General features: G+C 69.6%; 18 protein-coding genes. 9 read left to right on the forward strand and 9 right to left on the reverse strand.

The window, feature by feature from the left end:
- Positions 1–71 precede the first annotated feature (71 nt).
- Positions 72–1,103, reverse strand: coding sequence for a porin (locus P2H44_RS01280; RefSeq protein ID WP_275761602.1), 1,032 nt, complete (start codon positions 1,101–1,103; stop codon positions 72–74).
- 384 nt (positions 1,104–1,487) lie between these two features.
- Here P2H44_RS01280 and P2H44_RS01285 point away from each other — a divergent pair, with 384 nt between their 5' ends.
- The 4 genes from P2H44_RS01285 (at position 1,488) to P2H44_RS01300 (ending at position 6,218) form a co-directional block, all read left to right on the forward strand.
- Positions 1,488–2,009, forward strand: coding sequence for a DUF3576 domain-containing protein (locus tag P2H44_RS01285; RefSeq protein WP_275761603.1), 522 nt, complete (start codon positions 1,488–1,490; stop codon positions 2,007–2,009).
- A 136-nt stretch (positions 2,010–2,145) separates the two neighbouring features.
- Positions 2,146–4,707: a leucine--tRNA ligase gene (gene leuS / locus P2H44_RS01290; protein WP_275761604.1), complete on the forward strand. Its 2,562-nt coding sequence runs from the start codon at positions 2,146–2,148 to the stop codon at positions 4,705–4,707.
- On the forward strand, positions 4,694–5,200 hold the full coding sequence (gene lptE / locus P2H44_RS01295) for an LPS assembly lipoprotein LptE (protein WP_275761605.1): 507 nt from the start codon (positions 4,694–4,696) through the stop codon (positions 5,198–5,200). The genes leuS and lptE overlap by 14 nt, the downstream gene beginning before the upstream one ends.
- A 4-nt stretch (positions 5,201–5,204) precedes the next feature.
- Complete coding sequence (locus P2H44_RS01300) at positions 5,205–6,218, forward strand: DNA polymerase III subunit delta (RefSeq protein WP_275761606.1); 1,014 nt, start codon at positions 5,205–5,207, stop codon at positions 6,216–6,218.
- 66 nt (positions 6,219–6,284) lie between these two features.
- Here P2H44_RS01300 and P2H44_RS01305 read toward each other — a convergent pair whose 3' ends face one another.
- The 8 genes from P2H44_RS01305 to hemE form a co-directional block, all read right to left on the reverse strand.
- A complete protein-coding gene (locus P2H44_RS01305) occupies positions 6,285–7,157 on the reverse strand; it encodes a ParB/RepB/Spo0J family partition protein (protein WP_275761607.1) in 873 nt (290 codons plus the stop codon).
- Between the two features lie 29 nt (positions 7,158–7,186).
- The gene (locus P2H44_RS01310; RefSeq protein WP_275761608.1) at positions 7,187–7,999 is read right to left on the reverse strand and encodes a ParA family protein; all 813 of its coding nucleotides are present in this window, start codon (positions 7,997–7,999) and stop codon (positions 7,187–7,189) included.
- Positions 7,977–8,615: a 16S rRNA (guanine(527)-N(7))-methyltransferase RsmG gene (gene rsmG, locus P2H44_RS01315; RefSeq protein ID WP_275761609.1), complete on the reverse strand. Its 639-nt coding sequence runs from the start codon at positions 8,613–8,615 to the stop codon at positions 7,977–7,979. The genes P2H44_RS01310 and rsmG overlap by 23 nt, the downstream gene beginning before the upstream one ends.
- A complete protein-coding gene (gene mnmG / locus P2H44_RS01320) occupies positions 8,612–10,489 on the reverse strand; it encodes a tRNA uridine-5-carboxymethylaminomethyl(34) synthesis enzyme MnmG (RefSeq protein WP_275761610.1) in 1,878 nt (625 codons plus the stop codon). The genes rsmG and mnmG overlap by 4 nt, the downstream gene beginning before the upstream one ends.
- A gap of 37 nt (positions 10,490–10,526) precedes the next feature.
- The gene (mnmE, locus tag P2H44_RS01325; protein ID WP_275761611.1) at positions 10,527–11,846 is read right to left on the reverse strand and encodes a tRNA uridine-5-carboxymethylaminomethyl(34) synthesis GTPase MnmE; all 1,320 of its coding nucleotides are present in this window, start codon (positions 11,844–11,846) and stop codon (positions 10,527–10,529) included.
- 9 nt (positions 11,847–11,855) lie between these two features.
- Positions 11,856–13,127: a transcription termination factor Rho gene (gene rho, locus P2H44_RS01330; RefSeq protein WP_275761612.1), complete on the reverse strand. Its 1,272-nt coding sequence runs from the start codon at positions 13,125–13,127 to the stop codon at positions 11,856–11,858.
- A 194-nt stretch (positions 13,128–13,321) separates the two neighbouring features.
- Positions 13,322–13,777: a protoporphyrinogen oxidase HemJ gene (gene hemJ / locus P2H44_RS01335; RefSeq protein WP_275761613.1), complete on the reverse strand. Its 456-nt coding sequence runs from the start codon at positions 13,775–13,777 to the stop codon at positions 13,322–13,324.
- 3 nt (positions 13,778–13,780) lie between these two features.
- The gene (hemE, locus tag P2H44_RS01340; protein ID WP_275761614.1) at positions 13,781–14,815 is read right to left on the reverse strand and encodes a uroporphyrinogen decarboxylase; all 1,035 of its coding nucleotides are present in this window, start codon (positions 14,813–14,815) and stop codon (positions 13,781–13,783) included.
- 313 nt (positions 14,816–15,128) lie between these two features.
- Between hemE and P2H44_RS01345 the strand changes: the two genes are divergently transcribed.
- The 5 genes from P2H44_RS01345 to dnaQ are packed head-to-tail and all read left to right on the forward strand — an operon-like array spanning position 15,129 to position 18,880.
- The gene (locus P2H44_RS01345) at positions 15,129–16,136 is read left to right on the forward strand and encodes a pyruvate, water dikinase regulatory protein (protein ID WP_275761615.1); all 1,008 of its coding nucleotides are present in this window, start codon (positions 15,129–15,131) and stop codon (positions 16,134–16,136) included.
- Positions 16,133–16,732, forward strand: a complete 600-nt coding sequence (locus tag P2H44_RS01350; RefSeq protein WP_275761616.1) for a Maf family protein — start codon at positions 16,133–16,135, stop codon at positions 16,730–16,732. The genes P2H44_RS01345 and P2H44_RS01350 overlap by 4 nt, the downstream gene beginning before the upstream one ends.
- Positions 16,729–17,565 carry a shikimate dehydrogenase gene (locus P2H44_RS01355; protein ID WP_275761617.1) on the forward strand — a complete coding sequence of 279 codons (837 nt, stop codon included), beginning with the start codon at positions 16,729–16,731 and terminating at the stop codon, positions 17,563–17,565. Before P2H44_RS01350 ends, P2H44_RS01355 begins: the two co-directional genes overlap by 4 nt.
- A gap of 4 nt (positions 17,566–17,569) precedes the next feature.
- Positions 17,570–18,172 (forward strand): dephospho-CoA kinase, encoded by a 603-nt coding sequence (gene coaE / locus P2H44_RS01360; protein WP_275761618.1) that lies wholly within the window; start codon positions 17,570–17,572, stop codon positions 18,170–18,172.
- Positions 18,173–18,175: 3 nt separating this feature from the next.
- Positions 18,176–18,880: a DNA polymerase III subunit epsilon gene (gene dnaQ / locus P2H44_RS01365; protein ID WP_275761619.1), complete on the forward strand. Its 705-nt coding sequence runs from the start codon at positions 18,176–18,178 to the stop codon at positions 18,878–18,880.
- Positions 18,881–18,895 lie beyond the last annotated feature (15 nt).

Here is an 18,895-nt window from a genome sequence, read left to right on the forward strand (position 1 = left end):
CGCGGCGGCGCAAAAGAAAAGAGCGGGCCGAAGCCCGCTCTTTCCAGATTTCAGATGGCTGACGCCGTCGATCAGAAGGAGACCGACATGTAGGCGCCGGCGATCAGGTTGTCGTCGACGGGGCCGGCGTCGAACTCGGAGTACTCGACGGCCAGGGTGCCGGTCACGCCGGGGGCGATCGCGTAGGTCACCCAGCCAGCGAAGGTGTCGGAGTCCGAAGCGCCGCCAGCCTTGGTGTCGAACACGCCGGCCCAGCCGCCCGCGAACGTCCAGGGGCCGGTCTCGTAGGACACGCCCACGGCCACGTCGTAGCCGCCGGTGCCGAAGCCGCCGATGCCGGCGTTGTCCTCGTAGAAGGCCGCCAGGGTGAAGCCCGCGTAGCCGATGTAGCCGCCGGTGTTCCAGGTGTCCGGATCAGCGTTGGTCGGCGCCAGGGTGTCGGTGTCCGAGGTCTGGTAGCCGCCCGAGATGCCGAGCGACACGCCGGAGAACTCACCCATCCACTGAGCGCCGATCGACAGGACGTCGTCGATGCCCGAAGCGTTGTTGCGCTTGAACGCCGGGGTCGGGCCGTGGCCGGGCAGGCCATCGGTGTTGCCCTCGGGCTGGAAGGAGATCGCGGCGGTGAAGCCGGAGATCGCCGGGGTGATGTAGTAGATGCCCAGGTCGTCGCCGTTGGAGTCGGTCCCGTTGGCGGCGCCGGTGTAGTTGAAGCAGTCGTAGTAGCAGACCTTGGCGTAGGGCGCGTAGATGATGCCCAGCTCCATGTACTCGGCCGCGGTGTCGTCCGCACCGATGCGGAAGTCACCGAAGGAGCCCGAGACCGAAGTCCAGTACTCGTCGATCTGGTCGGCGTTGGTGAAGCCTTCCATCTCGACTTCGCCCTTGAAGGTCAGGCCGTTGTCGGAGGAGCCGGACCAACGGAAGTGGATTTCCGAGTCATGCTCGACGCCGAAGTCGCCGGCGGTGCCGGCCAGGTCGCCGTAGTACATGCCGGCGTTGACGTAGCCGCGGACGGTCGCCTTGGGCGCCTCGGCCGCCAGAAGCGGCGTGACGACGAGGCCGGCAGCCAGCACGGTCGTCGCGAAGAGCGTCTTCTTCATGGTGTCCCTCGCAGTTGAGCTCTCAGTGGAACAGGTCGTTGTCCGGCCCACCGGCGCGAACCCGATGAACCCTGCTCGCGTTTCACCCTAAGCCACCCATCCGGTCAATCGACTTGGCCGGGCCCCATGTCCCAACCGGTAGGGTTGTAGCAATTGGGCCACAAGGTCGGCGGCCCTCGGCGGACCAAGGGCTTGCGCCTCGGCCTTGAGGCGAAGCAGACCCCTGGAAGACTCCCCCCGCGCGCGTATCTGCATTCGCTTTGCATCGTCTCCCTCCAGCGTTTACAGATTGGCGCCGAGCAGGACGGCCCCGTCGGGCGCCGTTTCACACGATCAAGAACGCCGCCCCGGCGGCGGATGAATCAGGTCCAAGGCCGACAACGCATGAAATCCAGCGCCCGAATCCTTTCGGTGGTCGCCGCGGCCGCGCTTCTGGCCGCCTGCGAGAACGCGAAGCCCCCGGCCGAGCCCGTCGACCCCGTCGATTCCCAGAACTTCCGCACCAAGCCCGAGGGCTCGGTGATGGACATCTTCCGCTCCGATCCCAACAGCGACGCGCTGCAGGGCGGGGCGATCCCGGTGAACGCCTACCTGTGGCGCGCCTCGCTCGACACGCTCGAGTTCCTGCCGCTGACCTCGACCGACCCGTTCTCGGGCGTCATCGTCACCGACTGGTCCACCAACGCCGCCACTCCGCAGGAGCGGTTCAAGGTCACCGTCTACATCGACAGCCCGAAGCTGGAGGCCGGCTCGCTGCGCGTCGCGGTCTATCGCGAGCTGCAGGGCAAGGACGGCGTCTGGACGGCGGCCGAGGTCTCGGACGCCACGCCGCGCCGGATCGAGGACGCGATCCTGACCCGGGCGCGCCAGCTGCGCGTCGCGGCCCTGAACGAGGAGGCGAGCTGATCGCCTCCCCGCGCCCCGTCCGGCCGGCGGGGCGCATTGAAAACCCCGCCCCGGCGCCCTAGACGGATCGCGACCGTTTGCGCGCCGCGGCCCCGGGGCCGTCCGGCGCGCGAAGACTTCTTCGCCGGGGACGAGAATGACGCGTTACGATCACAGCGCGGCCGAAGCGAAATGGCGCAAGGCCTGGGCCGAGGCCGACCTGTTCCGCGCGAAGGTCGATCACAGCAAGCCCAAGTACTACGTGCTGGAGATGTTCCCCTACCCGTCGGGGAAGATCCACATGGGCCACGTGCGCAACTACGTCATGGGCGACGTGGTGGCGCGCTACAAGATGGCCAAGGGTTTCAACGTGCTGCATCCGATGGGCTGGGACGCCTTCGGCATGCCCGCCGAGAACGCGGCGATGGAGCGGGGCATCCACCCCGGCGAGTGGACCTACGCCAACATCGCCACGATGAAGGAGCAGCTGGCCCCCATGGGCCTGTCGCTCGACTGGACGCGGGAGTTCGCGACCTGCGATCCCGAGTACTACGCCCAGCAGCAGTCCCTGTTCCTCGACTTCCTCGAGGCGGGCCTGGTCTATCGCCGCAAGTCGGTGGTGAACTGGGATCCGGTCGACATGACCGTGCTCGCGAACGAGCAGGTCGAGAACGGCCGCGGCTGGCGCTCGGGCGCCGTGGTCGAGCGGCGCGAGCTCACCCAGTGGTTCTTCAAGATCACCGCCTTCTCGGACGACCTGCTGGCGGCCATCGACGGGCTCGACCAGTGGCCCGAGAAGGTGCGCACCATGCAGCGCAACTGGATCGGCCGCTCCGAAGGTCTCCAGTTCCGCTGGAAGACCAACGGCGCGCCTGAGGGCTTCGAGGCGCTGGAGGTCTACACCACGCGCCCCGACACGATCTTCGGCGCGGGCTTCTGCGCCATCGCCGCCGACCACCCCCTGGCGCGCAAGCTGGCCGAGTCCGACCCCGAGATCGCGGCCTTCTGCGACGAGTGCCGCCGCGGCGGCACCTCGGAGGAGGAGATCCAGAAGGCGCCGAAGCTCGGCCGCGACACCGGCATCACCGTCGACCACCCGTTCGACGGCCGCAAGCTGCCGGTCTGGATCGCGAACTTCATCCTGATGGACTACGGCACCGGCGCGATCTTCGGCTGCGCCGGCCATGACCAGCGCGACCACGACTTCGCGACCAAGTACGGCCTCGACATCATCCCCGTCGTCGCCCCCTCGGACGCCGATCCCGCGACCTTCTCGGTGGCGGACGAGCCCTACCTGGGCGCGGGCCGGATCATCAACTCCGACTTCCTCGACGGCCTGTCCATCGAGGACGCCAAGGCCGAGGTCGGCCGGCGGATGGAGGAGAAGGGCCAAGGCGAGCGCAAGGTGAACTACCGCCTGCGCGACTGGGGCGTCAGCCGCCAGCGCTACTGGGGCTGCCCGATCCCCGTGGTTCATTGCGATAAATGCGGCACCGTCCCGGAAAAGAAGGAGAATCTGCCGGTTCGCCTTCCCGACGACGTGGACATCTCGAAGCCCGGCAACCCGCTCGACCGGCACCCGACCTGGCGCGACGTCGCCTGCCCCGTGTGCGGCGGCCCGGCCAAGCGCGAGACGGACACGATGGACACGTTCGTCGACTCGTCGTGGTACTTCGCCCGCTTCACCGCGCCCCGCGCGACCACGCCGACGGACCTGGAAGCCGCCAGCTACTGGATGAACGTCGACCAGTACATCGGCGGCGTCGAGCACGCGATCCTGCACCTGCTCTATTCCCGCTTCTTCGCCCGCGCGATGGCCAAGACCGGCCACCTGCCCGAGAGCGCGATCGAGCCGTTCACCGCGCTCTTCACCCAGGGCATGGTCTGTCACGAGACCTACCAGGGCCCCGACGGCAAGTGGCTGAGCCCGGACGAGATCAAGGCCGGCGACGGCGGCATGGTCACGCTGGACGGCCAGCCGGTGACGGTCGGCCCCTCGATCAAGATGTCGAAGTCCAAGAAGAACGTGGTCGCTCCCGACGACGTCTTCGAGAAATACGGCGCCGACACCGCGCGCTGGTTCATCATGTCCGACAGCCCGCCGGAGCGGGACGTCGAATGGACCGCCGCCGGGGCCGAGGCCGCCTCCCGCTTCCTGCAGCGCGTCTGGCGCCTTCGCTCGGAGGCCGCCCTGGCGGCCCCCGGGACGGCCGAGCCGGCCGAATGGACCCCGGAGGCGCTGGCGATCCGCCAGGCCGCTCACCGGGCCGTACAGGGCGTCTCCGACGATATCGAGGGCTTCGCCTTCAACAAGTCGATCGCCCGCCTGTACGAGCTGGTCGGCGCGCTGGCCAAGGCCGGCGACGCGCCCGACATGCCCCTGGCCCTGCGCGAGGCCTACGGGATCCTCGCCCGCCTGATGTCGCCCTTCGTCCCCCACTTCGCTGAGGAGCTCTGGGCCTCGCTGGGCGAGACCGGCCTGCTGACCGGCGCGCCCTGGCCCGTGGCCGACCCCGCGCTGCTGGTGGACGACACCGTGCTGATGCCGGTGCAGGTCAACGGAAAGCGCCGGGCCGAGATCCGCGTCGCCAAGGACGCCAGCAAGGAGTCGATCGAGGCCATGGCGCTGGCCGAGGAGTCGGTGCGCAAGCACCTCGGCGAGAACGGCCCCCGCAAGGTCATCGTAGTGCCCGGGCGGATCGTGAATGTGGTCGCCTGATCGCCGCGCCCTCCTGCGCGCCGGCCTCGTCGGCGGCGCGGCCGTCGCGCTTTCCGCCTGCGGCTTCAAGCCGGCGCTGAAGGCGGGGTCCGAGCAGCGCGGCCTACGCGGCGCCGTGGCCCTGTCGGTTCCCGAGGGCCGGCTGGGCTTCGCCCTGCGCGAGGCGCTGGAAAGCCGCCTGGGCCGCCCCGGCCCGGCGCCGGACTACCTGCTGACCGCGGACCTGGTGATGACCGACTCCGGCCTCGCGATCACCCCCGACAGCTCGATCACCCGCTACGTGATCACCGGCACCTCCCGCTGGGCGCTGACCGGCCCCGCCGGCTTCCGCCCCATCGAGGGCGTGTCCGAGGGCATGACGGCCTATTCCGCCACCGCCTCGCTGTTCGCCACCCGCCAGGCGCGCCGCGACTCGGAAACCCGCGTGGCCAAGGAGCTGGGCGAGCGGATCTGGACCCGCATCGTCGCCGAGCTCGAGGCCCGCGAGGGCTGATCGGATGAAGGTCCCCGCCGCCCGCGTCCGCGCCTTCGCCGACCGGCCGGATCCCAAGGCGGCGGGCGTCCTGATCTTCGGCGACGACGCGCTGGAGGTCGACCAGCTGCGCCTGCGCCTCTCCCAGGCCTTCCTGAAGGCCGCAGGCGAGGGCGCCGAGATCACCCGCATGACCGCCGACGAGGCGCGGCGCGACCCCGCTTCGCTGACCGACTCGGTGCGCGCCGGCGGCCTGTTCGGCGGCCTGCCCGTGGTGCTGATCGACGGCGCCGCCGACGGCTCGGCCGAGGCGATGCGCATCGCCTGCGAAGGGCTGACCCCGGACACCGGCCGCCTGATCGTCACCGCCGGCCGCCTCAACGCCCGCTCGAAGCTGCGCAAGCTGTTCGAGGATGCGCCGAACCTCGCCTCGCTCGCCGTCTATCCCCGGGCGCTGGACGCGGAGGGCGTGGCGAGCCTGCTGTCGGACGCCGGCAATCCGCCCCTGTCGCCCCCCGCCCTGGACGCGCTGGTCGCCTTCGCCGCCATCGCCGAGGCGGCGGAGGTGCGCGGCGTGATCTCCACCCTCGCCCTCTACGCGATCAACACGCCCGCGCCGCTGGAGGCCTCGGAGGTGCTGGCCCTGCTTCCCGCGGCCGTGGAGGGCGACGCCGACGCCGTGGCCGACGCCACCGTGGCCCGGCGCCCGGCCGAGGCGCTGGCCGCCTACGCCCGGGTGGCCGGGAAGGGCGGAGGCCCGGGCGGCGTCGCCATGGCCCTGGGGCGGGCCTTCCGCCAGCTCCACGCCCTCGCCGCCGCCCCCGACGGCCCGGAAGCCGCCCTCGGCCGCATGCGCCCCCCGATCTTCGGCCCGCGCCGCGACGCGCTGGCCCGGGCCGTCCGGCAATGGAAGGGCATGGCGCTGGAGCGGGCGCTGGAGCACATCCTCGACACCGAGCTCTCCCTTCGCGCGACCAACGAGATCCCGGAACGCGCCCTGGTCGAACGCCTGGTCGTCCGCCTCAGCACCCTGCGCTGACCCCGAAAGCGCGAACGCCCCGGAGGGGGGCTCCGGGGCGTTCGTCTGCAGGTCGCTTCGCCGCCGTCAGCGGGTGATCGCCTGGCAGATCTTGTCGAGCTGATCGAGGTCGGCATAGGCGATCCGAAGCTCTCCGCCCTTCTCGCCCTTGTGCTCGATACGCACCTTCATGCCGAGGTTCGCGGACAGGTCCGCCTCCAGCGCCACGGTGTCCGCATCCTTGCGCGGCGCGGCGGGGGCTTTGCGCACCTCGCCCGCCGCCTTCGCGTTGCGCACCAGCGCCTCGGTCTCGCGCACCGACAGGCCGCGGCGGATCACCTGCTCGGCCAGCGCCGCGGGATCGTCGGCCACCACCAGCGCGCGCGCGTGCCCGGCGCTCAACCGCCCCTCCTCCAGGTGCTTGAGCACAGAGATCGGCAGGGTCAGCAGCCGCAGGGCGTTGGCGATATGGCTGCGGGACTTGCCCACCAGCGCGCCCAGCCGCTCCTGCGTATGGTTGAACTCCTCGATCAGGCGGGAATAGCCGCGCGCCTCCTCGACCGGGGTCAGGTCCGAGCGCTGGATGTTCTCGACGATCGCGAATTCGAGCACCGTGGCGTCGTCCAGCTCGCGCACCACCGCGGGCAGCTCATGAAGCTGGGCGCGCTGGGCGGCGCGCCAGCGACGCTCCCCGGCCACGATCTCGAACCCCTCGCCCGAGGGATGCGGGCGCAGGATCAGCGGCTGGATCACGCCATGCTCGCGGATCGAGGCGGCGAGCTCCTCGATCTCCTCCTCGCCGAAGCGGCGGCGGGGCTGGTCGGGGTTGGGCCGGATCAGGTCGATGGCGATGGCCTCGGCGGCCGCCTTGGCGCCGCCCTCGGCGGTCTCGGTCTCCTCCAGGTCGCCCATCAGCGCGGACAGGCCGCGCCCGAGACCTCTACCCTGCTGTCGCTTCATGGTTTTTCCTTTATCGTCAACGGCTTGCTTCAAGCCGCAGCCCGGGCGCCACGCTCCAGCAGCTCCCGTGCGAGGGCACGATAGGCGAGACTGCCGGTGGAATTCGAGTCATAGACCGTTGCCGGCATCGCGAAGCTCGGCGCCTCGCTCAGGCGGACGTTGCGCGGGATCACGGTGCGATAGACCACGTCGCCCAGGTTCGCGCGCACGTCCCGCGCCACCAGGTCCGAGAGGTTGTTGCGCCGGTCGTACATGGTCAGGATCACGCCCTCGATCGCGAGTCCGGGGTTCAGCCCGCGCCGGATCTCCTTGATCGTCGTCAGCAGCTGGCTCAGCCCCTCCATCGCGAAGAACTCACACTGAAGCGGCACGAGCACCGCGTCCGCCGCGGCCATCGCATTCACCGTCAGCAGGCTCAGCGAGGGCGGGCAGTCGATGACGATGTAGTCCCAGTCCTCCAGCAGCTTCGGATCCCGCAGCGACTTCTGCAGCCGCCGGGCGCGGCCGGGATCGGCCACCAGCTCGACGTCGGCCGAGGACAGGTCGCCCTGGGCAGGGATGATCCCCAGCCCCGCCTGCGCCGTCGACTGCACCAGAGAGCGGGGATCGGCCTGGGCCACCAGCAGATCGTAGGAATTCCGGGTCCGCCGCGACGCCTCGATCCCGAGCCCGGTCGAGGCGTTGCCCTGCGGGTCGAGATCGACGATCAGCACGCGCCGGCCCTGCTCGGCCAGCGCGGCGGCGAGGTTGATGGTGGTGGTGGTCTTGCCGACGCCGCCCTTCTGGTTGGCGACGGCGAGGATGCGGCGGCGAGCGCCGTCAGGTCCGGTGGAGGGGGCCACGCGAGAACTCCTGTATCTCCAGAATGACGGCGTCAGGGTCCGTCCTGGAGGGGTGAGCGCGGTGACGAATATGCCAAGCCGCAGCCGCCTCGGTCAATTCTTCAGCGGCGCCTGCGCCCTTGGGAAACAGGCAAATCGTGCCCGGACCGACCAGCGGCTCGGCGAAATCCAGCAGACGGGTCAGGGATGCGAGCGCACGGGCCGAGACGACGTCCCTCGGCCCCGGCTCCAGGGCTTCGATCCGCTTGGTCGCCACCTTGATCTTCAGCCCCATCTCCCCCGCGGCGGTGCTGAGAAAGGCGCATTTCCGCACGTCGCTCTCGACCAACGAGAGCTGCAGCCCGGGGTTCTTCTCCGCCGCCATCGCGCCGATGACCAGCCCCGGGAAGCCTCCGCCCGAGCCGAGATCGACCCAGGTTCGCGCATCCTGCGGCGCCAGCGCATAGAGCTGCGCCGAGTCGGCGATATGCCGGGTCCACACCTTCTCGACCGTGCCCCGGGCGACGAGATTGATCTTGGGGTTCCACTTGGCCAGCAAGGCCGCGAGAACCTCCAGCCGCTCCCGTGTTTCACGTGAAACACCGTAGGGCGCGAGCGCCGTCTCCGCGTCCTTCATGCCCCGGCCACCATGTCGCTTTGCCGATCCAACCGACGTGCATGGATCAGCAGAAGCGTCAGCGCCGCGGGGGTCATCCCCTCGATGCGACCGGCCTGGCCTAGCGTCGTGGGACGGATCCGCTCCAGCTTGGTACGAAGTTCGTTCGATAAGCCCGCAATCGCCCCGAAATCGAGCGTTTCGGGCAGCGTCTGCGCCTCCTCCCGCCGCAGCTCCGCGATGTCGCGCGCCTGCCGCTCCTCATAGCGGGCATAACGCGCATCGGTTTCGACCTGACGCGCGATGTCAGCCGGGATCTCGGCCAGCTCCGGCCAGATGCGCGCGAGGCCATGCAGGGTCTCGTCGCCATGCACCAGAAGCTCCAGCGCCGAGCGTCGCTGACCGTCCTGAGACACGACGATGCCATGCGCCCGCGCCTCCGTCGGGGTGAGGTCGAGGGACGTTCCCAGCGACCGCGCAGCTTCCAGCGCCTCGAGCTTCCGCTCGAACGCTTCGCGCCGCGCCTCGCCGACGCAACCGATGGACGCGCCTTTCGGAGTCAGCCGCTGATCGGCGTTGTCGGCACGCAGGGTGAGCCGATACTCCGCCCGCGACGTGAACATGCGGTAAGGCTCGGCTACGCCGCGAGTCACCAGGTCGTCGATCATCACGCCCAGGTAGCCCTCGGCGCGGTCGAACGTGACCAGATCCTCCCCCAACGCAGCCCGCGCGGCATTCAGACCCGCCACGAGGCCCTGAGCCCCCGCTTCCTCGTAACCCGTCGTCCCGTTGATCTGCCCGGCCAGGTACAGACCGTCGACGCCTTTCACAGCCAGCGTCGCCGCCAGCGCTCGTGGATCGACGTAGTCGTACTCGATCGCATAGCCGGGCTGGAGGATTTCGACCCGCTCCAGACCCGGAATCGAGCGCACATAGGCGTGCTGCACCTCCTCCGGCAACGAGGTCGAGATGCCGTTCGGGTAGATGGTGGGGTCGTTGATTCCCTCCGGCTCGAGGAAAACCTGGTGCGAGGTCTTCTCCGCGAAGCGTACCACCTTGTCCTCGATGGAGGGGCAATACCGCGGGCCCACGCCTTCGATATGCCCGCCGTACATCGCGGAGCGGGAGAGGTTGGCGCGGATGATCTCGTGCGTCCGCTCGGTCGTGCGGGTGATGTGGCACGGGACCTGGGGCGCCTCCGGCTTGCGGGAGAGGAAGGAGAACAGCTCGGGCGTCTCGTCGCCGGGCTGCTCCTCCAGCTGCGACCAGTCGATGGTGCGGCCGTCCAGCCTGGGCGGCGTGCCGGTCTTCAGTCGACCGAGGGGCAGGGCGAAGTCGTCGATCCGGGCCGCGAGCCGGACCGAGGCCTTGTCGCCCATCCGTCCGCCTTCGATCCGCCGATCCCCGATATGGATCACCCCGCGCAGGAAGGTGCCGGTGGTCAGAACAACCGCCGCGGCGGTCAACTCGCTTCCATCCGCCAGCCGCACCCCGCCGATCCGCTCCCCGGAGACGATCAGATCCACGACCTCGCCCGCGATCAGGTCGAGGCCCTCACGGCTTTCGAGCGCCTGGCGCACGGCCTGGCGATACAGGCGACGGTCGCACTGGGCGCGCGGACCCTGCACGGCGGGACCCTTGCGACGGTTCAGCAGCCGGAACTGGATGCCTGCGCGGTCGGCGGCGCGACCCATGACGCCATCGAGCGCGTCGATCTCCCGAACGAGATGACCCTTTCCCAACCCGCCGATCGCCGGGTTGCAGGACATCTCGCCGAGACGCGCGAGGTCGTGGGTGACGAGCGCCGTGCGCGCGCCGGCGCGGGCCGCGACATCGGCAGCTTCGGCGCCGGCGTGGCCGCCGCCGATCACGATGACGTCGTAGCGGTGTTTCACGTGAAACGCTCCCCAGCGATGGGCTGGCCCGGCGGAGTCACTTCCCCAGGCAGAATTCCGCGAAGATATCGTCTAGAATCCGCTCGGCATCAACCCGACCGACCAGAACCTCCAGCGCCCGCGTCGCCAGGCGAAGCTCCTCGGCGGCGAGATCGAGTGCGGATTCTCCCTTGAGAAGATGCATCTGCGCGGCCTCGAGATGACCAAGGCCCGTCTCCAGCGCATGCCGATGTCGCGCGCGGACCACGGCCGAGGCGCCCGCCGCGCGCGCCGCGAGGCGCGCGCCGACAGCTTCAGCCAGCGCATCGACGCCGGCGCCGGTGGCCGCGGAGATGGCCAGAGCTTCCTGCCCACCGGGTTCGGCCAGGTCGGATTTGCTGGCGACGAGAAGATCGTCCTCCTGCAGCAGGCCCGGAGGCGGCGGCTCTCCGCCCGGCGCCTGGAGATACACCCGCAGGTCGGCATCCTCGGCGCGGCGGCGGGCGCGGGCGACGCCCATGGCCTCGACCGGATCGGTCGCCTCGCGCAGACCGGCGGTGTCCAGCAGGGTGACCGGCAGGCCGGCGAGATCCATATGAACCTCGATCACGTCGCGGGTCGTGCCGGCGATCTCGGAGGTCAGCGCGGCGTCGCGACGGGCCAGCGCGTTGAGCAACGTGGACTTTCCGGCGTTCGGGGCGCCGATCAGGGCCACCTCGAAGCCGTCGCGGATGCGCTCGGCCGCGGCGGCGCCGGCAAGGGCCGTCGCGATCTCGTCCTGGACCGAGCGGGTCAGGGCGGCGACCTCGGGGGTCACGTCCTCAGGCACCTCTTCGTCGGCGAAATCCATCACGGCTTCGACCAGCGCGCGGGCCCGGATCAAGCGTGCGCGCCAGGCGGAGGCGGAGTCTCCCAAGGCTCCGCGCATGGCGCGCAGGGCCTGTCGACGTTGGGCTTCCGTCTCCGCGCCGACGAGATCGGCGAGCCCCTCCGCCTCCAGCAGGTCGATCCGGCCGGCTTCAAGCGCGCGACGCGTGAACTCGCCGGGCTCGGCCAGCCGAAGTCCGGGCAGCGACGACAGCGCCGCGAGCAGGGCGGAGACGACCGCCGGGCCCCCGTGACACTGGATCTCGAAGGAGGCTTCGCCGGTGAAGGACGCGCCGGCGGCGAAGCGGATCACCAGGGCGCTGTCGATCACCTCCCCCGCGACCGTCAGGTCGCGGAGCGTGGCGCGGCGAGGCTCGGGGAGGGGTCCGGCCAGCGCCGCGAGGGCGGCGTCGGCCTGTGGACCGGACACGCGGATCACCGCGATAGCGGAGCGCGCCCGGCCTGTGGCCGGGGCGAAGATCGTGTCTCGGGAGAGGGCGACAGGGGGCATGAGCCCCCGTCAGGCGTTCATCGAGTCGAAGAACTCGGAGTTCGACTTGGTCTGCTTCAGCTTGCCCAGCAGGAACTCGATCGCGTCGGCCGGCCCCATCGGGTTGAGGATGCGGCGCAGGACGAAGACCTTCGCCAGCTCCGACTTCTCGACCAGCAGATCTTCCTTGCGGGTACCGGACTTGAGGATGTCGATGGCCGGGTACACGCGCTTGTCGGAGACCTTGCGGTCGAGCACGATCTCCGAGTTGCCGGTGCCCTTGAACTCCTCGAAGATCACCTCGTCCATGCGGCTGCCGGTGTCGATCAGAGCGGTGGCGATGATGGTCAGGGAGCCGCCTTCCTCGATGTTGCGCGCGGCGCCGAAGAAGCGCTTGGGGCGCTGCAAGGCGTTCGCATCGACGCCGCCGGTCAGCACCTTGCCCGAGGAGGGGACCACGGTGTTGTAGGCGCGGCCCAGGCGGGTGATCGAGTCGAGCAGGATCACCACGTCGCGGCCATGTTCGGTCAGGCGCTTGGCCTTCTCGATCACCATTTCGGACACGGCCACATGGCGCGTCGCAGGCTCGTCGAAGGTCGAGGCGACGACCTCGCCCTGCACCGAGCGCTGCATGTCCGTGACCTCCTCCGGCCGCTCGTCGATGAGCAGCACGATCAGGTAGACCTCGGGGTGGTTCTTCTCGATCGAGTTGGCGATGTTCTGAAGGATCACGGTCTTGCCCGTGCGCGGCGGCGCCACGATCAGGCAGCGCTGGCCCTTGCCGATGGGGGCCACCAGGTCGATCACCCGGGCCGTCTTGTCCTTGATGGTGGGGTCGTCGAGCTCCAGCTTCAGGCGCTGGTCGGGGTAGAGCGGCGTCAGGTTGTCGAAGTGAACCTTATGGCGCGCATTCTCCGGATCGTCGAAGTTGAGCTTGTTGACCTTCACCAGGGCGAAGTAGCGCTCGCCTTCCTTGGGGGCGCGGATCAGCCCCTCGACCGTGTCGCCCGTGCGCAGGGCGAACTTCCGGATCTGGTTGGGCGAGACGTAGATGTCGTCGGGGCCGGGAAGGTAGTTGGCCTCCGGGCTGCGCAGAAATCCGAAGCCGTCCTGGAGCACCTCGAGAACGCCGTCGCCCGAGATCTCCACGTCGCGGTCCGCCAGCTCCTTGAGGATGGCGAACATCATGTCCTGGCGCCGGAGGGTCGAAGCCCCCTCCACCTCCAGGTCCTCCGCGAACGTGAGCAATGCGGTCGGCGACTTCGCCTTGAGCTCGGCGAGCTTCAGTTCTGAGATATCCATCTGGCGCCTGTGGTAGCCCGCTGATCGAACAAAGGAGTGGGTGCCGGCGGGATAGGGGGAAGGTGCGGGCGCGCTGAACGCGCGCCACGGTTGCAGCGTCATACGCGCAACCGACGTGAAATGTCAAACGACCTTCGCAGGAAAGGACGTTTTTGGCGCGGCCGCCGCTCGGGCGGCCGCGGACCGCTCGGCCTTCAGAAGGGCTCGACGATCGCCATGATGACGATGCCGACCATTAGCACGGCCGGAATCTCGTTCACCATTCGGAAGAAGCGGCCGGAGCGGCGGGAGGGGTTCTCGGCCATCTCTCGCCGCCAGCGCGCGCACAGCATGTGGTAGATCGTCATCAGCACCACAAGAGCCAGCTTCACATGAAGCCAGCCCGCGGTCGCCAGCGTGTCCATGCCCAGGGCGGTCAGGGTCAGCAACCCGAACAACCAGGAGGAGATCATGGCGGGATTCATGATCCCGCGGAGCAACTTGCGCTCCATCACCTCGAAGGTCGCGGCCTGTGGGGAACCCTGTGGAGCGCTCTCGGCGTGATACACGTAAAGTCTTGGCAGGTAGAGCAAAGCCGCCATCCACGCCATGACGGAAATAACGTGGAAAGCTTTCCACCAGGCATAGTTGACGATGATCCAGTCAAGCATCCGTCAACCCCTGATTGCATCCAGCAGCACGTGCACGTTCTCCGGGTCCGCGTCCGGCGTGATGCCGTGGCCCAGGTTGAACACGTGAGGTCCGCCGGAGAGGTCGTCGCGGATTCGCCGGGCGGCGTCACGCAGGGGCTGGCCGCCGGCGACCATCAGCAGCGGGTCCAGGTTCCCCTGCACGCAGACTTTGGGCTGGAGACGCTCCGCAGCCCAGCGGGCGGGCACATGCTGGTCGATCGCGACGCAATCCGCGCCGCAGGCGTCCGCGAAATCCTCGAGCCAGGCGCCCGCGCCGCGCGGAAACGCGATCACGGGTAGACCCGGGAACCGCGATTTCAACTCTGCCGTGATTCGACGGTTCGGTTCCAGGCACGCCCGCTCGAAATCGAGCGCGCTGAGCGATCCGGCCCAGGAGTCGAAGAGCTTCACGGCCTCGGCGCCGGCCTCGACCTGGCGGGCGAGGTACTCGATCGTCGCCTCGGTGATGCGGTCGAGCAGGGCGAAGAACGCCTCGGGCTGCTCCAGCATCATCCGACGGGCGGGTTCCTGGCTCGGCGTGCCGCGCCCGGCGACCATGTAGGTCGCCACGGTCCACGGGGCCCCGGCGAAGCCGATCAGCGCGACCTCGGGGGGGAGCGCTTCTGAAAGGATCTTCACCGTCTCATAGACGGGCCCGACCGTGTCATGGATCGCCTCGGCGGGGCGCAGGGCGGCGACGTCGGCGGCCGTCGTCACCGTTGACAGCCGCGGTCCCTCGCCCTGAACGAAGGTGAGATCCACGCCGAGGCCCTGCGGCACGAGCAGGATGTCGGCGAAGAGGATCGCCGCGTCGAAGCCGAAGCGCCGGATCGGCTGCAGCGTGACCTCGGCGGCGAGCTCGGGCGTGTAGCACAGGTCCAGGAACGAGCCCGCCTTCTCCCGCGTGGCGCGGTATTCGGGCAGGTAGCGGCCAGCCTGACGCATGAGCCAGACGGGCGGGACCCGAAGGGTCTCGCCGGCCAGCGCGCGGAGCAGCGGTTTCGCCTGTGAGCTCATGGAACCTCGAACCAGGAAGAAGGGTAGATAGGATGTGGTTGTCTGTTGGGCGGTGGATAACGGGGATCACCGCAAAGCGCGAGGGAATCCACAACTTAATCCACGGTCGTCCACAGGCGCGCGACGCGGCGAAAAACGGTTTCGGGCAATTCTTCACAAATCCGCCATATTTTAACGCAGCAAAATCAATCGGTTGAAAGCCTGTCTTCCAGCGATGAATCCGCTCCGTTCTCGGACGTTCTCGTCGCCGGGGAAAACGTCGAAGTTATCCACAGGCGCGGGGGAAAACCGCTTCCCGGAATTCCACAGGAGGATGGAACGCCCTGTTTCCCACGCTCTTCTGAGGCGTCGGCGCCACAACCCCCGATCCGAGCCGGTTATCCCCGTCATCCCCTCTTATCCCCAACCGACCCCCTCCGTAGAGTGCGGCCAACACCTGAACGGACGAACAACTGGGGAGGGGCGGTCCGCGGTGACGCAGCGGTCGGCTCGTCACGTTTTGCACCTTCTGTCGGATTCGACGGGAGAGACGGTGTCGGCCGCGGCCGGCGCCGTGATCAGCCAGTTCGAGGGCCTCGAACTGACCCGCCGCATCCACGTCTTCGCCCGCTCCCGCCGCGAGATCGACCAGGCGCTGGACTCGATCCAGGCCGAGCCGGGGCTGGTCGCCTACACCCTCCTCGACGAGAAGCTGGCCGAACACCTGCGCGCGGGGTGCGAGCGCATCGGCGTGCCGGCCGTGGCCCTGCTGGACCCGTTCTTCCGCGCCCTGACCGACTATATCGGGGCCGCGCGGGGCAAGAAGCGCCCCGGCCGCCAGCATGACGTCGACCTCAGCTATTTCGACCGCGTCTCGGCCATCGACTACGCCATGGCCCATGACGACGGCGCCACCAGCGACCGGCTGCAACGCGCCGACGTGATCCTGGTGGGGGTCTCGCGCACCTCGAAGACGCCCACCTGCCTCTATCTCGCGGTGCGCGGGGTGAAGGCGGCGAACGTGCCGCTGGTGCCCGGCGCCAAGCTGCCCAAGGGGCTCGAGGAGGCCATCGCCCGCGGCATCCCCGCCGTGGGCCTGATCGCCTCCCCCTCCCGTCTCGTGCAGGTGCGCGGCCAGCGGCTGGAGGCGATCGGCGCCGCCCCCGGCATGAACTCCGCCGCCTACGCCGACCCCGAGCGCGTGCGCGAGGAGGTCAGCCAGGCCCGCCTTCTCTTCGACCGGCTGGGCCTGCCGGTGATCGACGTCACGCGCCGCTCGATCGAGGAGACGGCCGCGTCGATCCTCGCCATCCTGCGCGCCCGGGAAGACTCCTCCGCATGACCGACCCCATCGTCCTCGCCTCCGCCAGTCCGGCGCGCGCCGAGATGCTGCGCGCCGCGGGCGTCGCCATCGAGGTCATGCCCGCCCGCGTCGACGAGGAGGAGATCAAGGCCGCCTTCCGCGCCGAGGGCGCGAGCGCGCGCGACCTCGCCGACGCGCTGGCCGAGATCAAGGCGAAGAAGATCTCTGCCCGCCTGCCCGGCGCGCTGGTGCTGGGCGCGGACCAGACCCTGGTGGCCGGGGATCTTTCGTTCGACAAACCCCGTGACCGGGCCGAGGCGCGCGAACAGCTGATGACGTTGCGGGGCCGCGTGCATCACCTGCACTCCGCCGCCGTCATCGCGCTGGACGGCGCGCCGATCTTCCGTCATGTCGGGACCGCACGCATGTCGATGCGTGCATTTTCCGAACGGTTCGTGGATGACTACCTGGATCGGCTGGGCGATACCGTCATGACCACGGTCGGCGGCTATCACCTTGAGGGACTGGGCGCCCAGCTCTTCGCCCGCGTCGACGGCGATCACTTCACGGTTCGGGGCCTGCCCTTGCTGGAGGTCCTGGGGTTCCTGCGCGCGAGGGGGCGGCTGATCGAATGAGTGCGAACCGACTGCCCCTCGCAGGCGTTCTGGGCTGGCCGATCGCGCATTCGCGCTCGCCGCGGCTGCACCGCCACTGGCTCGGCCGCTACGGGATCGAGGGCGACTACATCACCCTCGGCGTCGAGCCGCGCGACTTCGAGGCCGCGTTCAAGGCCCTGCCGCTGCTGGGATTCCGTGGCGTGAACGTCACCATCCCCCACAAGGAGGCGGTGCTTCGGCTGGCGACCAAGGTCTCGGACCGCGCCGCCCTGATCGGGGCCGCGAACACGATCACCTTCCGCGAGGACGGCTCGGTCTACGCCGACAACACCGACGGCTACGGGTTCCTCGAGAACCTGCGCGCCGGGGCGCCGGGCTGGCGCGCCTCCGAGGGGCCGGCGCTGGTGCTGGGCGCGGGCGGCGCCGCGCGGGCGGTGATCTCGGCCCTGCTCTCGGACGGGGCGCCGGAGATCCGGCTCGCCAACCGCACCCGCTCGCGCGCCGACTTCCTGGCCGACCAGTTCGGCGGCCGGGTGAAGGTGGTCGACTGGCTGCATATCGAGGACGCGCTGGACGGCGTGGCGACCGTGGTCAACACCACCTCGCTGGGCATGACCGGCCAGCCGCCGCTGCAGATCTCGCTGAAGCGCGCGCCCAAGACCGCGCTCGTGAACGACATCGTCTATTCCCCCCTGATGACCCCCCTGCTGGAAGAGGCGCAGAGCCGCCGGATGCGCTGGGTCGACGGGATCGGGATGCTGCTTCATCAAGGCCGCCCGGGCTTCGAGGCCTGGTTCGGCGTCGCGCCCGAGGTCGACGCGGACCTGCGCGCGGCCGTTCTGGCGGACTGAGATTATGAAACTGATCGCGCTCACCGGCTCCATTGGCATGGGCAAGAGCACCACGGCCAAGATGTTCGCCGACGAGGGCGTGCCGGTCTGGGACGCCGACGCCGCGGTCGCGCGCGTCTACGGCCCCGGCGGCGCCGCGGCGCCGATGATCGCCGAGCTGCTGCCCCACGTGATCGCCGGCGCCGGCGAGGAGATGCACGTCGACCGCGCCGCCCTGCGCGCCGCCGTCACCGCCGACCCCACGCTGATCCCCAAGCTCGAGAAGATCGCCCACCCGCTCGTCGGGGTGGACCGCGAGGAATTCCTCAAGCAGGCGCGGGCCGAGGGCCACGACCTCGCGCTCTGCGACATCCCCCTGCTGTTCGAGACCGGCGGCCAGAAGCGCTTCGACGCGGTCGTGGTGGTCACCGCCCCCGCCGAGGTGCAGCGGGCGCGGGTGCTGGAACGTCCCGGCATGACCGAGGCGACGTTCGAGACGATCCTCGCCAAGCAGACGCCGGATGCCGAGAAGCGCGCCCAGGCGGACTATATCGTGGACACCTCGCAAGGGCTGGACGCCGCCCGGGCCCAGGTGAAGGCGGCGCTGGCCAAGATCCGGGAGAGCTGAGCCATGCGCGAGCTGGTGATGGACACCGAGACCACCGGTTTCGAGCCGAAGGAAGGTCACCGCCTGGTCGAGCTGGGCGCGGTGGAGCTGTTCAACCACGTGCCCACCGGCCGCTTCTATCACCAGTACATCAACCCCGAGCGCGACGTGCCGATCGAGGCGTTCAACGTCCACGGCCTGTCGCAGGACTTCCTGTCGAAATACCCCACCTTCGACCGGGTGGTCGACGCGTTCCTGGAGTTCCTCGGCGACGCCAAGCTGGTGATCCACAACGCCGAATTCGACATGCGCTTCATCAACGCCGAGCTCGGCTGGCTGAAGCGCCCGCCCCTGCCGATGGATCGCGCCATCGACACGCTGGCCATCGCGCGCAAGCGCTATCCCGGCTCGCCCAACACGCTCGACGCGCTGTGCCGCCGCTTCGGGATCGACAACTCGGGCCGCGAGAAGCACGGGGCGCTGCTCGACTCCGAGCTTCTGGCCGAGGTCTATCTCGAGCTGATCGGCGGCCGGCAGCCGGATTTCGGGCTGGCGACGGCCTCGGGCGGCTCCGGCGCCAACGCGGCGGCGACCGGCGCGGGCTACACGCCCCCGCCGCGCCCGCGTCCCCTGCGCCCCCGGCTGACCGAGGCGGAGGCGAGCGCCCACGCCGCCTTCGTGGCCGAGATGGGCGACGCCGCCCTGTGGACGAAACTGTCCGGCGGCTGACCGGCGACCTGTCCC

Source organism: Albimonas marina, assembly GCF_029223255.1.
Lineage (GTDB): Bacteria > Pseudomonadota > Alphaproteobacteria > Rhodobacterales > Rhodobacteraceae > Albimonas.

What these genes read in the sequence shown, in the direction of transcription:
- leuS (WP_275761604.1), top strand. Translation starts at nt 2,146, where the DNA reads ATGACGCGTTACGATCACAGCGCGGCCGAAGCGAAATGGCGCAAGGCC.
- P2H44_RS01305 (WP_275761607.1), bottom strand. Translation starts at nt 7,157, where the DNA reads ATGAAGCGACAGCAGGGTAGAGGTCTCGGGCGCGGCCTGTCCGCGCTG.
- P2H44_RS01345 (WP_275761615.1), top strand. Translation starts at nt 15,129, where the DNA reads ATGGAACGCCCTGTTTCCCACGCTCTTCTGAGGCGTCGGCGCCACAAC.
- hemJ (WP_275761613.1), bottom strand. Translation starts at nt 13,777, where the DNA reads ATGCTTGACTGGATCATCGTCAACTATGCCTGGTGGAAAGCTTTCCAC.
- mnmE (WP_275761611.1), bottom strand. Translation starts at nt 11,846, where the DNA reads ATGCCCCCTGTCGCCCTCTCCCGAGACACGATCTTCGCCCCGGCCACA.
- P2H44_RS01300 (WP_275761606.1), top strand. Translation starts at nt 5,205, where the DNA reads ATGAAGGTCCCCGCCGCCCGCGTCCGCGCCTTCGCCGACCGGCCGGAT.
- dnaQ (WP_275761619.1), top strand. Translation starts at nt 18,176, where the DNA reads ATGCGCGAGCTGGTGATGGACACCGAGACCACCGGTTTCGAGCCGAAG.
- P2H44_RS01280 (WP_275761602.1), bottom strand. Translation starts at nt 1,103, where the DNA reads ATGAAGAAGACGCTCTTCGCGACGACCGTGCTGGCTGCCGGCCTCGTC.
- lptE (WP_275761605.1), top strand. Translation starts at nt 4,694, where the DNA reads ATGTGGTCGCCTGATCGCCGCGCCCTCCTGCGCGCCGGCCTCGTCGGC.
- hemE (WP_275761614.1), bottom strand. Translation starts at nt 14,815, where the DNA reads ATGAGCTCACAGGCGAAACCGCTGCTCCGCGCGCTGGCCGGCGAGACC.
- P2H44_RS01350 (WP_275761616.1), top strand. Translation starts at nt 16,133, where the DNA reads ATGACCGACCCCATCGTCCTCGCCTCCGCCAGTCCGGCGCGCGCCGAG.
- P2H44_RS01285 (WP_275761603.1), top strand. Translation starts at nt 1,488, where the DNA reads ATGAAATCCAGCGCCCGAATCCTTTCGGTGGTCGCCGCGGCCGCGCTT.
- rsmG (WP_275761609.1), bottom strand. Translation starts at nt 8,615, where the DNA reads ATGAAGGACGCGGAGACGGCGCTCGCGCCCTACGGTGTTTCACGTGAA.
- coaE (WP_275761618.1), top strand. Translation starts at nt 17,570, where the DNA reads ATGAAACTGATCGCGCTCACCGGCTCCATTGGCATGGGCAAGAGCACC.
- P2H44_RS01355 (WP_275761617.1), top strand. Translation starts at nt 16,729, where the DNA reads ATGAGTGCGAACCGACTGCCCCTCGCAGGCGTTCTGGGCTGGCCGATC.
- rho (WP_275761612.1), bottom strand. Translation starts at nt 13,127, where the DNA reads ATGGATATCTCAGAACTGAAGCTCGCCGAGCTCAAGGCGAAGTCGCCG.